Origin of the sequence: Roseovarius sp. ZX-A-9 (assembly GCF_028369135.1) — a bacterium.
Taxonomy (GTDB): domain Bacteria; phylum Pseudomonadota; class Alphaproteobacteria; order Rhodobacterales; family Rhodobacteraceae; genus Roseovarius.
In genome coordinates this window covers 161,480-175,000 of sequence record NZ_JAPWHW010000002.1, presented here as the reverse complement: position 1 = coordinate 175,000, position 13,521 = coordinate 161,480, and the positions used below count along the sequence as shown (strand labels likewise).

The 13,521-nt window shown below is 58.5% G+C and carries 13 protein-coding genes and 1 pseudogene; 10 read left to right on the top strand and 4 right to left on the bottom strand.

From position 1 onward, the window contains the following. Nucleotides 1-30: 30 nt before the first annotated feature. Nucleotides 31-801: an IclR family transcriptional regulator gene (locus O3306_RS03255; RefSeq protein ID WP_272003260.1), complete on the bottom strand. Its 771-nt coding sequence runs from the start codon at nt 799-801 to the stop codon at nt 31-33. Nucleotides 802-1,339: 538 nt separating this feature from the next. Here O3306_RS03255 and O3306_RS03250 point away from each other — a divergent pair. The 3 genes from O3306_RS03250 to O3306_RS22445 all read left to right on the top strand — a co-directional run bounded on the left by O3306_RS03250 (nt 1,340) and on the right by O3306_RS22445 (nt 4,602). Then, complete coding sequence (locus O3306_RS03250) at nt 1,340-2,929, top strand: ABC transporter substrate-binding protein (protein ID WP_272003257.1); 1,590 nt, start codon at nt 1,340-1,342, stop codon at nt 2,927-2,929. Between the two features lie 98 nt (nt 2,930-3,027). Further along, nucleotides 3,028-4,179 carry a M24 family metallopeptidase gene (locus O3306_RS03245; RefSeq protein ID WP_272003255.1) on the top strand — a complete coding sequence of 384 codons (1,152 nt, stop codon included), beginning with the start codon at nt 3,028-3,030 and terminating at the stop codon, nt 4,177-4,179. A 219-nt stretch (nt 4,180-4,398) separates the two neighbouring features. Then, entirely contained in the window at nt 4,399-4,602 is a 204-nt protein-coding gene (locus O3306_RS22445) for a DUF4260 family protein (protein ID WP_442969968.1), read from the top strand. A gap of 338 nt (nt 4,603-4,940) precedes the next feature. On the opposite strand, the gene O3306_RS03240 is transcribed toward O3306_RS22445, so the two are convergent. Next, nucleotides 4,941-5,717: a helix-turn-helix domain-containing protein gene (locus O3306_RS03240; RefSeq protein WP_272003253.1), complete on the bottom strand. Its 777-nt coding sequence runs from the start codon at nt 5,715-5,717 to the stop codon at nt 4,941-4,943. Between the two features lie 122 nt (nt 5,718-5,839). Between O3306_RS03240 and O3306_RS03235 the strand changes: the two genes are divergently transcribed. The 7 genes and pseudogenes from O3306_RS03235 (at nt 5,840) to O3306_RS03210 (ending at nt 11,153) form a co-directional block, all read left to right on the top strand. Next, the gene (locus tag O3306_RS03235; protein ID WP_272003250.1) at nt 5,840-7,192 is read left to right on the top strand and encodes an ABC transporter substrate-binding protein; all 1,353 of its coding nucleotides are present in this window, start codon (nt 5,840-5,842) and stop codon (nt 7,190-7,192) included. After that, entirely contained in the window at nt 7,149-7,442 is a 294-nt protein-coding gene (locus O3306_RS03230) for a hypothetical protein (RefSeq protein WP_272003248.1), read from the top strand. The genes O3306_RS03235 and O3306_RS03230 overlap by 44 nt, the downstream gene beginning before the upstream one ends. Nucleotides 7,443-7,546: 104 nt before the next feature. Beyond that, nucleotides 7,547-9,055: a M81 family metallopeptidase gene (locus tag O3306_RS03225; RefSeq protein ID WP_272003245.1), complete on the top strand. Its 1,509-nt coding sequence runs from the start codon at nt 7,547-7,549 to the stop codon at nt 9,053-9,055. A 230-nt stretch (nt 9,056-9,285) separates the two neighbouring features. After that, nucleotides 9,286-9,411 (top strand): annotated as a pseudogene (locus O3306_RS22440) (IS3 family transposase); the annotation flags it as partial. A 120-nt stretch (nt 9,412-9,531) separates the two neighbouring features. Continuing rightward, nucleotides 9,532-9,819, top strand: a complete 288-nt coding sequence (locus O3306_RS03220; protein ID WP_272003243.1) for an ArsR/SmtB family transcription factor — start codon at nt 9,532-9,534, stop codon at nt 9,817-9,819. Beyond that, a complete protein-coding gene (locus O3306_RS03215; protein ID WP_272003241.1) occupies nt 9,816-10,874 on the top strand; it encodes a permease in 1,059 nt (352 codons plus the stop codon). The genes O3306_RS03220 and O3306_RS03215 overlap by 4 nt, the downstream gene beginning before the upstream one ends. A gap of 42 nt (nt 10,875-10,916) precedes the next feature. Continuing rightward, the gene (locus tag O3306_RS03210) at nt 10,917-11,153 is read left to right on the top strand and encodes a thioredoxin family protein (protein ID WP_272003240.1); all 237 of its coding nucleotides are present in this window, start codon (nt 10,917-10,919) and stop codon (nt 11,151-11,153) included. A 283-nt stretch (nt 11,154-11,436) separates the two neighbouring features. Here O3306_RS03210 and O3306_RS03205 read toward each other — a convergent pair whose 3' ends face one another. Both O3306_RS03205 and O3306_RS03200 read right to left on the bottom strand, forming a co-directional pair. Next, on the bottom strand, nt 11,437-12,804 hold the full coding sequence (locus O3306_RS03205) for an ATP-binding protein (RefSeq protein ID WP_272003237.1): 1,368 nt from the start codon (nt 12,802-12,804) through the stop codon (nt 11,437-11,439). Then, nucleotides 12,801-13,460: a response regulator transcription factor gene (locus tag O3306_RS03200; protein ID WP_272003235.1), complete on the bottom strand. Its 660-nt coding sequence runs from the start codon at nt 13,458-13,460 to the stop codon at nt 12,801-12,803. Before O3306_RS03200 ends, O3306_RS03205 begins: the two co-directional genes overlap by 4 nt. Between the last annotated feature and the right edge of the window lie 61 nt (nt 13,461-13,521).

Sequence of the window (13,521 nt, the reverse complement as noted above, 5' to 3'; positions counted from 1 at the left end):
CCGAACACGACCCATGTCAGCGGTAGGAGGTTAAGCCGTATACCCCATTTTCCGGGAAACATTCAGCGCTGCTTGGATCAAAATATCAGTCCAGCTCAGCAGAACGTCTTGCTCGATGCGAAACACGGGTGCCCAAATATTGATCGCCGCAATCACGCGGCCTTCAAAATTGAAAATAGGGGCCGCAATGCCGCGCACCATGTCATGCTTTTCCCGATCACTGCAGGAAAAGCCCTGCAGTTTGATCTGGGCCAGCTCTTCTTTAAAGGCTGCGGGGGCGGTGATTGTATGTTCGGTAAACCGTGTCAGAGTGGCCGAGCTTAAGAGGGCCTCAAGTTTAGGCGCGGGAAGATGCGCCAGCATGACTTTGCCGACCGCCGTACAATGGGCAGGTTCCCGATCGCCAATTTGGCTGGCGATAATGTTCAGTTGCTGGTTGCATTCCGTTGCCCTGACATAGACCACCTCCATCCCGTCACGAACGGCTAGTGAAACTTGTTCATTCACTTTGGCGTGCAGCATGTTCATGTCGTCCTGAGCAACGCCAGCAACCTCAACGTTGTTCCATGTCTTTGAAGCCCAGGTCATGATCTTCAGTCCCAGACGGTAGCGCTGGTTCTTTTCGTCAAAGACGACAAGTCCTTCGCGGGAAAGGGACCCCAAAAGGCGATGGCTGGTGCTTTTGGGCAGACCTGCGGCCTTTACAAGATCGACAAATCGCATGGGCTCGGTAGCGCGGCTTAGGGCGTCAATCAGTGCTACAGATTTGTTCAATACGTCTCTTTGTGGCGTGCCGGTCATCATAACTCCGCGGTCTTAATTCTGAAATAACATTGCTGCCGGGCGCCGGAAATACAAGGAAAGCCTTGGGAATGCGCCAAAATCTCGCCGCTGCGCCAATTGCAAAAAATCAAAATTCGAAGGGGCGCAACTTGGCTCCAGCGGGTCCAGTTGGGGGGAGTACCGCGCAATGCCCAGCCCGTCCACTGAGAAATTCGTTGACTCAAAAGACCCGCCTTCGTATAAATTTCTCAAGTTTCATTGGGCGGTACATAAGTTCCATCAGGCGGAACGGCAATGTGCGACCCACACTTTTAACTGCGGGGGTATCGAATGAGGTCTGGTAGAAGAATGCACGAGACCGCATTCGGGCTTTCCCGTTTGACACGGAAAAAGCGTGCCAAAGGGTCTTTGGGTTCGTTAACGGCGAACTGAACAGGGCCGACCATAATATCCGCAGCACATCTGCGGTCAGCACTTTGCGTCCCCATCTCGTCCAGAGTGTAGAACCCATCCAGCATGTCCTTGCCGGCGTTTCTGGAACAACAGGAGAGTAAGAATGAAGAATAACGATAAAAGCTTAATCCTTCCCGGGCAGAGTGAGATGTCGCGACGCGACTTCGTATCCAGGGCGCTTGCAATGGGGGTGGCACTTCCTGCTGCGATGTCGCTGACGGGTAATTCGGCGATGGCTGCAACCCCCAAGCAGGGCGGGGTGATGCGTATCGGTTTGGGTTTGGGGTCCACGACAAACACATTGGACCCAGCCACCTTTGAAGACACCTATATGCAGGTTGTCGGGTTTGGCCTGCGCAACTGTCTGACCGAAATCGGCAACGACGACGAACTGATCCCCGAATTGGCTGAAAGCTGGGAAGGTTCCCCGGATTCCAAGGAGTGGACGTTCGTATTGCGCAAGGGGATCGAATTCCACAGCGGCAAAACGATGGATGCAGAAGATGTGATCGGCTCGATCCAGCATCACCTCGGTGAAAACTCCACTTCGCTCGTGAACAGCATCCTGTCCCCGATCCAGGAGATCAAGGCGGACGGCACGCATACGGTTGTCATCACGCTGTCGGACGGGAATGCAGATTTTCCATTCCTGCTGAGTGATTATCACATTGCCATTATGCCTGTGCGCGATGGTGTCGTGGATTGGCAGTCTGGTGACGGTACCGGGGCATACAAGCTCAAAAGCTTCGAGCCCGGGATCAGCACGTCAATGGTGCGCAATCCAAACTATTGGAAAGAAGGCCACGGTCATTTCGACGAAGTCGAAGTCTTGTCGATCATCGACACGAACGCGCGGACCAGTGCGCTGGTGTCAGGGCAGATCGATGCGATGGACCGTGTGGACCTGAAAACCGCGCATCTTTTGGGAAAACGGCCGGGTATCAATCTGAAAGAAACCCAAGGCACGCTTCACTATGTGTATTCCATGTTTTGCGATACAGCGCCGTTTGACAATCCCGATGTCCGTCTTGCACTGAAATACGGGATCGATCGTCAGGACCTGCTGGACAAACTTTTGTTCGGTCATGGCTATGTCGGCAATGATCACCCAATCGGACGGTCGAACAAATACTTCGCAAAAGACTTGCCGCAACGCCCCTATGATCCGGATCGTGCACAATTCCACCTGAAAAAGGCGGGGCTGACGGAACTGACTGTCCCTCTGAGCGCGGCAGATTCTGCATTTTCCGGCGCGATTGATGGCGCGCTGCTGTACAAGGAGCACGCCTCAAAAGCTGGCATCAACATTGATGTGACGCGCGAACCCAATGACGGTTACTGGGCAAATGTCTGGAACAAGAAACCCTTCGTTGCGTCTTACTGGAGCGGGCGCGTGACCGAAGATTGGGTGTTCTCCTCGATCTACGCCAAGGGTGTTTCTTTGAACGAAACACATTGGGCCAACGACCGCTTTAACGATCTGCTGGGCCAAGCCCGTTCGGAGCAGGACACAAGCAAGCGCGGCGAAATGTACTATGAAATGCAGCAGCTGTGCAGCGATGACGGCGGTGTTCTTGCACCTGTATTCTCGAACTATGTGTTCGCCACCAATGACAAGGTTGCACACAATCGGATGTCCGCAGCTTGGGATATGGATGGCATCAAATGCCTGGAGCGGTGGTGGCTCGCGTAACGCGACCAACGTGCCTCTAAAATAGCAAACGGATCGGGCGTTACCTGCGTAGCGCCCGATTGCTTCCGCCCCCCATCTTCAACTCAGGACACGCTTTAATGCCGCTGCATTTTACACAAGAAGAGTTCGCATCTCGTCATGGCAAGGTCAAAGCGGCGCTTGCTGAACAGGGGCTTGATGGTCTTTTGATCTTTAAGCAGGAGACCATGTATTATCTGACGGGGTACGACACCACGGGATATTCGCAGTTTCAGGGATTGTACTTTGGCGCTGACGGGGCTTTGGCGCTGCTGACCCGCTCTGCGGATCACCGGCAGGCGATGCATACCTCGTTGATCAAGGACATACGCATCTGGATGGACCGTGAAGGGGCGAGCCCCGCCGAAGATCTGAAGGATATGCTAAGGTCGTATAAATGCGAGGGCAAACGGCTGGGTATCGAACTTGATGCAGGCTGCCTGACGGGCGCACGATGGGATATGGTGCGCCATTCCTTTGAGGGGTTCTGTGATCTCGTGGATGCGTCCAACCTGGTGCAGGCCATTCGTATTGTTAAAAGCCCTGCGGAACTGGAATACGTCACCAAAGCTGCCGAACTGGGCGACAAGGCCATGGAGGACGTCTACGCCGAACTGAAACCCGGCGTCGATGAAGGGCATCTGTTCGCCGTTGCTCATAACGCGATCTATGAAGGTGGCGGCGATTATTCCGCCGGTCGGTTCATCATCGGATCAGGGGAGGGCGCGCTTTTGGTCCGGAACTTCACCGGTCGCGAAAAGATCGGTGTTCAAGATCAGGTCCAACTGGAATTTGGCGCGTCCTACCGGCACTATCATGCCTGTATCATGCGAACGGCCCTCACAGGTCAGGTTTCACCCGAACACCAAAGAATGCACGACGCTTGCAGCGAAGCTCTGGCGGCCTGTCAGCAGGTGTGCAAGCCCGGCAATCTTGTTGGCGACGTGTTTGACACTCACGCCCGGATTCTGGACGACGCCGGGTATAGCGAGCATCGCCTGAACGCCTGCGGTTATTCGTTAAGCGCCAATTACCCGCCGACTTGGATGGAGCAACCCATGTTTTGCACGGGGCAGAGCACTGTCGTCCAACCAAACATGGTGTTCTTCATGCATATGATTTTGGCGGATACGGGCAGGGGGCTGACCATGTCGCTCGGGGAAACTGGAGTTGTGAGTGATACAGGCTTCAACCCGTTGTCCCGACTGACACACGACTTACACGTTAGCTGAAACAAACGAGGACTGCCTGTACGCGCTATAAACGCCTCAAAACAGGCTCGATGTGAGTTCGCCCCATGAAATTTGGACACTGGCGTAAGCTGCGATTTGCTGTCTGCTGATCATCAACACAATCAAAGATGCCCAAACGGAAGCAACATCATCCAGAGTTCAAGGCCGAGGTCGCGTTGGATTCGCTGAAGTGCGAGGAGGCGGTCACCCAATCACGCCGTGGTTGACTACGCCTTCGGACCAAGCGTCGGAACACCGCTATACAATCTCGCTCATACCTACACCGCTCCAACCCTTCGGGACGGGCTCGGATTGTGGGCGTTTTCTGCGCTGCTGCCCGTCGCCTGCGTCTGTCAGGCGCATATCGGTATCGAGCGTGCCTTGAGGTATGGGCTGAAGTTCGAAACTACCTTTGCCCACTAAATCTTGCTGTGAGTAAATTTCCAGGGCGTGCGATTTATTTTTTTCGAGGTGCTGGGATTTGAGATGCCTTAACATGTGGGTGATTTAGGGATAAAGTTAGGGCTAGTATAAATTTTATGTATAAATATCTTTTTGATTCAGTGTGTTGACGTTTTTCTGGCGGAGGAGGTGTCCGTCGTCGTGGTGGCCGATAGAGTATAAGTAATTGAAAGAATTTATAATAAAAGTTGGCGTATAGCAAAATGTATAGCAAGATCTTGGCTTGCGCTCTCGCCAATTCCAGTTCCTCCTTCTGAGCCACATCAACGTGTAAGTGCACCAAGTGCGGTTCCTGGCCATCAATCACCTGAAGGGTTTGGAGATGATAGATGCGCCTGGACGACCGGATCTATTCTCCTCGAGTTCCTTGGGAATATCCCGCAGGAAGATATGACGTCGCGGACTGTCCGGTAGCTCTCGACCCTTTTCCAAACGACATCCGAGCTTGTCGGTGCACGCAGCGGAACAGAGGCGAGGAAGAGCATCTTGCCGAAGAGATACTGCCTGTTCTGTCGGTGTGGCGGAACGAGGATGGACATGGTTAGCGAGCCCGTATCCGTGGTCTCGTTGTCTAGTACGAAGATCCGCCCGTTTTGATATCCGACCTTGCCATCGCAACGTGTCCAGCGGCGGGGCCGGCCTGGTGCCCCCGCCAGAGCCTCGATCAATCGCGAGCGCACCATGCCGGGGGACTCGTCCAGGAACATTGCGTTCACGACGATTGAACCTGGCGCCGCCGTGGATGTGAAGTGGACCTGGTAGGCTCCCAGGTGGGGCCTGAGCGCCGCCAGATTGCCTGGGAAGGCGGTTGCGAGAGGATCACTGCGCCGTTCGGCAAAGGATTGGGTTTGCCTGTGATAGACATTGAGCAGAGCGTCATGGGGGCCGAGCAGTGTGGCGTCCGATAGCCCGAAATACTTGGAGATGCGGCGGAGGTTGTGGGCAGAGGGTCGCGACTTCCCGTTCAGGTATTTGCTGAATTGTTGATGATTGATGCCGATCTCACGGCAGACTTGCGCCACCGATGGCTTCTCGGCGCAGAGGAATTGCAGGTTTTTCTCAAGTTCATTTGTCATATGGAAGTTTGTCGGTGTTCCGAGGTGCTTAGCTTCGCGTTATATAGCTTAAAGTCGCTTAATTGTATAACGCGATGATTCGATTGATGTTCAGGCAAATCCAATCACAAGGAGGGCCTGACATGAACCGGAATGAATATCTCAAGCAGCTTGAAGGGCGACTCCTCAGAGGAGCGATCGGACGCCGCCAATTTATGCGGGGCGCACTTGCTACCGGCATCGGCCTTACGGTGGCCAGCGGCCTTGCTGGACGCGCGGCGGCAGCCACGCCCCAAAAAGGCGGAATGCTCACCGCTGGTCTCGGTCATGGCGCCACGACTGATACGCTCGATCCCGGCCGTTTCGAAGCGGGCTTCCTGATCCCGCTTGCCTATGGAATGCATGGCTACCTGACTGAGATTGACGCGGATAGCGCGGTGCGCCCGTCGCTGTCCGAGTCCTGGGAAGCATCAAACGGTGCTTCGGTCTGGACGTTCACCCTACGCGAGGGGTTGGAATTCCACGATGGGAATTCCGTCACCGCCAATGATGTCATCGCATCGATCAACTACCATCGGGGTGACAGCTCGGACTCGGCGGGTGCTCCGCTGGTCGCGGACGTGACCGATATCAGAGCCGATGGCCCTCGCACCGTCGTTTTTACCCTAGCAAGTGGCAACGCAGATTTTCCGGCGATTCTTAGCGATTATCACTTCCCGATCATGCCTGCGGTCGATGGTAGCATCGACTGGAGGGCAGGGATCGGCACGGGCCCCTATCGTCTCGATAGCTTCAAGCCCGGTGTTTCGGCCGAACTCTCACGCTTCGAGAACCACTGGAACGACGCGGTGGCACATGTCGATCAATGGCGCCTTCTCGCGCTGCTCGACACCAACGCGCGAATGACAGCCGCCGTATCGGGGGATGTCGATTTGATCGACAAGGTCGATCTCAAGACGGCGAACCTGATGGCCCGAAAGCCGGGTGTGACGCTGCATTCGGTGGCCGGCACACAGCACTATACTTTCCCGATGCTCACCAATGTAGCGCCCTTTGACGACAACAACCTGCGCCAAGCGCTGAAATGGGCGATGAACCGGGAGGAGATGGTCGAAAAGGTGCTCTTTGGCTATGGCGCAGTTGGCAATGATCATCCGATCGGTCCAAACCAGCGTTATTATAACGACCAAATGGAGCAGAAGACTTTTGATCCGGACAAGGCAAAGTTCTACTTGGAAAAAGCCGGCATCAGTGACCTGAAAATCCCGTTGACCACTGCCGATGCAGCTTTTCCGGGTGCGGTAGATGCGTGCCTCTTGATACAGAACTCGGCCAAGCAATGCGGCATTACTGTCGACGTCGAGCGTGCGCCAAACGATGGCTACTGGAGCGATGTGTGGCGCTCGCGCCCGTGGTTGCGCCAGCTACATGGCGGGGCGCCCTGTTGTGGATATGATGTTCTCGCTAGCCTACAAGTCGGGCGTGGCGTGGAATGAATCCTACTGGTCCCACGATGCGTTCGACCAGCTTCTTCTCGCGGCACGCGCGGAACTGGACGAGGCAAAGCGCCAGGAAATGTATTTTGAAATGCAGGACATCGCCGCCAATCAGGGCGGCGTGGCGATCCCGATGTTCGCTTCCTACGTCTTTGTCACCGCCGACAGCGTGGGCACTCCAGAAGCCTTCTCTTCCAATCTCGACCTCGACGGTGCGAGGTTCATGGAACGCTGGTGGAAAGCCAGCTAGGCGTCGCCAAAATGACGAAGTGAAGGCTCCGAGTACGTTCCGGGGCCTTCGCGCGGCCCCACTCCTTGGGCTGGGGCTATTCATTAAACTGAGACAACCCGGGAATGACGATGCGGCTGTTCATGGCGACCCTCTCAACCGAAACGAACACCTTTTGCTCGATGCCGACCGCGATGTCGGGCTTCGAAGAGTTCTACCTGCGCCACGGCACTGCAACGCAGGAGGCGCCCAATCTGATGACCGAGGCGCTGCATGTCTGGCGGGCAGGGGCCCTGGCCGAGGGGTGGCAGGTGACCGAAAGCCTCGCCGCGATTGCCGAACCAGCGGGCCTGACTACCGCGCCCACTTTTGACGCTCTGCGCGAAGAAATCCTGTCTGATCTGGAAGCGGTTGGCGGCGCGGATATTGTCCTGTTGCAACTCCATGGAGCGATGGTGGCCGAGGGCACCGAAGATTGCGAGGGGAATATCCTCGCCGCTGTGCGCGCACGCTGCCCGGATGCGGTGATCGGTGTCGCGCTCGATCTGCATTGCCACTTGACGGCGCAGATGTGCGAGGCTGCGGATTTGGTCATTACCTTCAAGGAGTATCCTCACGACGACGCCACCCCGCGTGCCGAAGAGCTTTTCGACATGGCGCGGCGCATGGTGCTGGGTGAAATCGACCCGGTCATGAGAGTCTTCGATTGCCGGATGCTGGGCCTTTACATGACCAAGGAGGGCGAAATGGCACGCATCGTGCGCGAAATGCACGAATTGGAGTCACGACCCGGTATCCTATCGGTGTCTCTGTCGCATGGGTTCGCTTGGGCCGACGTGGCCGATCTGGGCGCTCGGTTTCTGGTGATCGCAGATGGCGATGCGGATCTCGCATACACGACCGCCGAGACTTTCGGGCGCTGCTTTTATGATCGCCGGCGCGTGCTCACGGTAGAGTATCCCACTTTGGGCGAGGCCCTCGACATGGCACAGGACGAGGAGGCCCCGCAGCCGGTTGTGCTTGCCGACATGGGCGACAATTCGGGCGCCGGTGCGCCAGGTGACGCGACTTTCATGCTACGCGAGATCCTGAGCCGCAAGCTGCCGGGCGTCGCGCTCGGTCTGATCTGGGATCCGATCGTTGTGCGCATCTGTTGCGATGCCGGCGAGGGCGCGACTCTGTCGCTGCGCGTGGGCGGCAAGACCAGCGCTTTTTCAGGCGATCCTATCGACATTGAGGCGCGGGTCATGCGCATCGCATCCGGGTTGGGACAGCATCTTGGCCCAGGTCTCGAGCCGCTAGGATGTATGGTGTGGCTACGTATCGGCACGGATACAGACCTATTGGTCAACGATCTGCGCACGCAGGTCTATCATCCCGAGGCCTTCGAGCAGATGGGCATCCGCCTGGCCGAGAAGCGCGTGGTCGCGGTGAAGTCCACCTTTCACTTCTATGCCCCGTTCCGCGCGATCGCCGTGCGCGTGATCCAGGTGGCGACGCCCGGTGGCGCCTCGCCTGACTTCCACAATTTCGAGTTTCGTCGCGGCGGGGCGGAGCTTTGGCCGTTTGTAGAAAACCCGGTCGGACTAGGCGTTCTCGAAATTCACGCATCATCAAATTCGATTGAAGTATAGCTGCCGCGCTTCACAAAATAGGGCGCTACCCACCAGCCACGCTTCAAGGATATCAGGCCAGCGACGATGTTCGACGCATACGACAAGGTGATATGCGGCGAGCCGTAGGCCAGGCACCGGTCTTCAAGCCAGGCGTTCAACTCGGCATAGGGTTTGAATTTCGGGCGTAAGGGCCGTCTGAATCGCCCCGGGTTTGCCGGAGACCATCAACTTAACTAAGGATGATGGTTATGACGAAAAGCAAAATGGCAAATCGCTAATCGCCAGAGGTCCGCGCGCGTGCGGTCCGCATGGTGTTTGAGCATCAAGGCTCATACGAAACGCAGGCGGGCGCGATTGCGGCCATTGCATCCCGCTGACCGGCAGTGGTTTGCTTGCAAGCCATGAGCGGGGAAGAGCGGCTGTATTCCCCCGACCCTGGCAGCGGTTGATATGGATCAAGGCGCATATGCGCTGCGGCGCATAATCATTCGACCATGCAGGATGTACTTACCGCCATTTGCGACCCGACTCGCCGAGCTGCGCTCGCGCTTCTCTGGGATGGGGATGAGCATTGTGTCTGTGAATTGATGGTAAGGCTCGACGTGAGCCAAAGCCGGATGTCGCGGCACATGAAGGTGCTGCGTGAGGTCGGCCTCGTGCTGGACAGGCGCGATGCGCAATGGGTGCGCTATCGCCGGAACCCCGACCTCGCGTCGGAATTCACGGTAGTGATCGACGCTGTGCTGGCTGCAGAGTTCAATCTTGAAAGGAAGGTCGCATGACCGCCGAAACACATGACTCCGCCCCGCATCGCGGTGCGCCCGACTGGCTTTGGTATGTGGGCGTGCCTGTTGTGGGCGTGGTCCTGTATCTGCTTTACGGTCGGCTGATCCCGATTTCGGAATGGGTGACGGCGCTGTTCCCGGTGGCCCGCAACAGCCACAGCGGTGAGGCCATCGCCTTCTTCGTCTATGATGTGCCCAAGGTGCTGTTGCTCCTGACCGGCATCGTCTTCGTCACAGGCGTGTTGCGCAGTTGGTTCAGCCCGGAAAAGACCCGCGCGATTCTGGCGGGCAAGCGGCAGGTCTGGGGCTATCCACTTGCCTCGCTTCTGGGCGTTCTGACGCCGTTCTGCTCCTGCTCCTCGGTTCCGCTCTTCATCGGCTTCGTCTCGGCGGGCATACCTCTGGGTGTCACCTTCTCTTTCCTGATCGCGGGTCCGATGGTTGGGCCGGTGGGCCTCGGGCTCCTCTACGGTCTGGTGGGCTGGGAGATCGCCACGATCTATCTTGTATTCGGGTTCACAATTGCCACCGTGGCGGGGTTTGTCCTCGGGCGCATGGGGCTGGAGCGCTACCTGCAGGATTGGGTGCGCGAACTGAATGCGGGCCCGGTGGGCGATCTGCCGCAAGAGCAGTTGACGCTTGTCGACCGGCTGAAGATCGGCGTCGAGCAGGTGCGCGAGATCGTCGGCAAGGTCTGGATCTGGGTGCTGGTCGGCATCGGCATCGGCGCGGCGATCCACGGTTATGTCCCCGAAGAGATGATGCTGCGGATCATGGGCGGCGAGGCCTGGTGGTCGGTTCCCGCCGCCGTCGTAGTGGGCGTGCCGATGTACACCAATGCGGCTGGCGTTATCCCGATTGTCGAGGCGCTTCTGGGCAAGGGTGCGGCCCTTGGCACGACGCTGGCCTTCATGATGTCGGTCATCGCCTTGAGCTTGCCTGAGATGATCATCCTCAAACAGGTTCTGAAACTTCAACTGATCGCAATTTTCATCGCCGTCGTCGCTGCGGGAATCCTCGCCACCGGATTTCTCTTTAATGTCCTGATGTGAGGGAAGCTCCGGGGCGATGCTATTCTCTGAAAGGATACACACATGAAAACCGTCAATATCTACGGTCCCGGCTGCAAACGCTGCGAAGCGACAGAAACCATGGTCAAGGACGCGGCATCCCGCCTCGGTATCGAGGTCGAAGTCGTGAAGATCAGCGACGCGAAATCCATCGCCTTGGCGGGCGTCATGTCCACGCCGGGCATTTCGGTTGATGGCAAGCTCGTCCATACCGGCGGCTTGCCGGATACGGCCAAACTCGAAGGATGGCTCCGAGCGTGATGCCGCTGAAGACGCCGGGCGGCTAGGTGTCGCAGTCGCCCTGACGCAGCCACCCTGCGTTACGACACTATTTCCGTTAACGTCGTTATGTCCCTGTTGCCGATCCGTTGCGGAGGAGAGGCCGCAGGTTGTCTAGCCGGCTGTCACGACACCACGGAAAAGTTCGATGCCGCATTACGCTGGAGCGGCTCGCCGTCCTCGTGATCGGGGTGCGTTGGTTGACCGGCTACGCAAAGGCGGCATTTCAAGATCAGGTGCGAAGCGGCCCATGGTTTCCCACTTGTTACGCCCTTCGTATCGGGCCTCGTGCGAATGTGTCCGGAACGTCTGTCGGCAACCTGACGGAAGCCTGGAAACCGGAAGACCCACCCGGACGCGGTGACTCCAGAAGGAGCGTGCTTCCGATCCGGTCCGCGATGGCGGCGGCGATGGCGAGGCCAAGCCCGCTGCCATCGGGGCTTGCACTTGCGCGCACGAAACGGGCGGTCAGGCGGTCAAGAGTGTCGCGCGGCAGGACGGGACCGTCGTTCGCTACGATCAGGTGCCCTTCTTCCGTCAGGGTCACTTTGACCGGAGCATCCTTCGCCCCGTGACGGAGGGCGTTTTCAACGAGGTTTCGCAAGAGGATTCCGAAGGCGTCGGGATCAATGTCCGACATGAGGGCCGTCTCCGGCAAGGTCAACGTGATCCGCCCCGGCGCGCCCGCGCGCCCGATATCGTCCACGATGACACGCGCGACGGCTCTCAGGTCCGAGCTTTGGTCCTGCCTCAATCGCCCGCCCTCCGCCCGAGCGAGCTGCATGAGGCGCTCGGAAAGCCGCGTCAGCCGCTTGAGCGTCGCTTCGATCTCTGCAGCGCGTGCGTCAGTGGCCGGGTCACAGGTCTCTGACCGGATCCGCTGCGCCTGCGCAATGGCGCCCGCCAGCGGTGTCCGAAGTTCATGGGCCGCGTTCGCCGCAAAGCTGCGCTCGGCTTCGAAAGCTTCGCGCAATCTGGCCAGAAGGCTGTTGAGGGTCGCGGCCAGCGGGCCGATCTCTGCCGGCAGGTCGTTCGCGGGCACCTCGGACAGGTCACGGGCGCCGCGCGACTCGAGCTGCGCGCGGAAGCGGCGTAGGGGGGCGAGGCTGAATCGGACGGCCAGGATGATGGCTACAAGTGCGACCGGCAGCACGATCAGCAGCGGCAGGCTGAGGCCCATCTGAATTTCTCGCGCGACCGCCTCGCGATGCGCCAGCGGTTCGGCCACCGTGATGCGGATCGTCCCCTCAAGCACCGCGTCGCTATAGAGACGGTAGGTCGCTGTCTGGGTGAATCCTTGGCCCTGATAGGGGGGGAACACGGTTGGGTCCGCCGCGTGGGATTGCAGCAGGATGCGCCCCTCGGAATCGCGGACGAGATAGGTGAAGAATTCGTCGTGCTCCCGGACCGGGGCGAGCCGCTGCGTCACGCCCTGGTCTTCGCGTCCGATGATATCGGTCACAGCCAGCGGCAGGATGCGCTCCGCGGTCTCGCGCAGGGCGCTGTCGAAGACCTCGTCGATTTCGCCGCGGACGATTAGGGACGTTACCGTCGCAGCCAGCAGCCACAGGATTGTCAGCACGAGGCCCAGCGACAGACCGAGCCGCGCCTGAAGGCTGCGCGGCAGGCTCATGGTTTGCCCAGCCTGTAACCCATGCCGCGCTCGGTCTCGATCACCGCGCTGCCGAGCTTCTTGCGCAACCGGCTGACATGGACCTCGATCGTGTTGCTCTCCACTTCGGCGTCAAAGGCATAGAGCTTCTCCTCCAGTTGCGCCTTGGACAGAAGCTGGCCGGGGCGGGCTAGGAAGGCCTCGAACAAAGCCCATTCCCGTGCGGTCAGGTGGACGGGCTTGCCGTCGCGGAGGATGCTGCGCGCGGCCAGATCGACCTCCAGCGCGCCATGGGTAACGATAGGGTTCGGGTTGCCGCTATAGCGCCGAGCGACCGAGCCGATCCGGGCGGACAGCTCAGCAAGGTCGAAGGGCTTCACGAGGTAGTCGTCTGCACCGGCGTTCAGACCTTCGATCCGGTCCGAGATCTGGTCGAGCGCGGTCAGGATGATCACCGGCGTCACGTCGCCCTGTGCGCGCAGGGTTTTGAGGAAACTGATGCCGCGCCCATCTGGCAGCATGAGGTCGAGCAGGATCAGGTCGTAAGAGGTGGTGCGCAGAGCGTCGCCCGCAGCGTCGAGTCGCGTGACCCAGTCCACGGACTGGCCGTCGGCCGCGATCTGGTCGCGCACGGCGGCGCCGAGAGTTGTATCGTCCTCGATCAGCAGAATGCGCATGGTCGTCCCTGTCCTTTCTTGATGGCCCTCCATGATCCGTCTGGCTGACACGAAGCTGAAG

What these genes read in the sequence shown, in the direction of transcription:
- O3306_RS03255 (WP_272003260.1), bottom strand. Translation starts at nt 801, where the DNA reads ATGACCGGCACGCCACAAAGAGACGTATTGAACAAATCTGTAGCACTG.
- O3306_RS03250 (WP_272003257.1), top strand. Translation starts at nt 1,340, where the DNA reads ATGAAGAATAACGATAAAAGCTTAATCCTTCCCGGGCAGAGTGAGATG.
- O3306_RS03245 (WP_272003255.1), top strand. Translation starts at nt 3,028, where the DNA reads ATGCCGCTGCATTTTACACAAGAAGAGTTCGCATCTCGTCATGGCAAG.
- O3306_RS03240 (WP_272003253.1), bottom strand. Translation starts at nt 5,717, where the DNA reads ATGACAAATGAACTTGAGAAAAACCTGCAATTCCTCTGCGCCGAGAAG.
- O3306_RS03235 (WP_272003250.1), top strand. Translation starts at nt 5,840, where the DNA reads ATGAACCGGAATGAATATCTCAAGCAGCTTGAAGGGCGACTCCTCAGA.
- O3306_RS03230 (WP_272003248.1), top strand. Translation starts at nt 7,149, where the DNA reads ATGATGTTCTCGCTAGCCTACAAGTCGGGCGTGGCGTGGAATGAATCC.
- O3306_RS03225 (WP_272003245.1), top strand. Translation starts at nt 7,547, where the DNA reads ATGACGATGCGGCTGTTCATGGCGACCCTCTCAACCGAAACGAACACC.
- O3306_RS03220 (WP_272003243.1), top strand. Translation starts at nt 9,532, where the DNA reads ATGCAGGATGTACTTACCGCCATTTGCGACCCGACTCGCCGAGCTGCG.
- O3306_RS03215 (WP_272003241.1), top strand. Translation starts at nt 9,816, where the DNA reads ATGACCGCCGAAACACATGACTCCGCCCCGCATCGCGGTGCGCCCGAC.
- O3306_RS03210 (WP_272003240.1), top strand. Translation starts at nt 10,917, where the DNA reads ATGAAAACCGTCAATATCTACGGTCCCGGCTGCAAACGCTGCGAAGCG.
- O3306_RS03205 (WP_272003237.1), bottom strand. Translation starts at nt 12,804, where the DNA reads ATGAGCCTGCCGCGCAGCCTTCAGGCGCGGCTCGGTCTGTCGCTGGGC.
- O3306_RS03200 (WP_272003235.1), bottom strand. Translation starts at nt 13,460, where the DNA reads ATGCGCATTCTGCTGATCGAGGACGATACAACTCTCGGCGCCGCCGTG.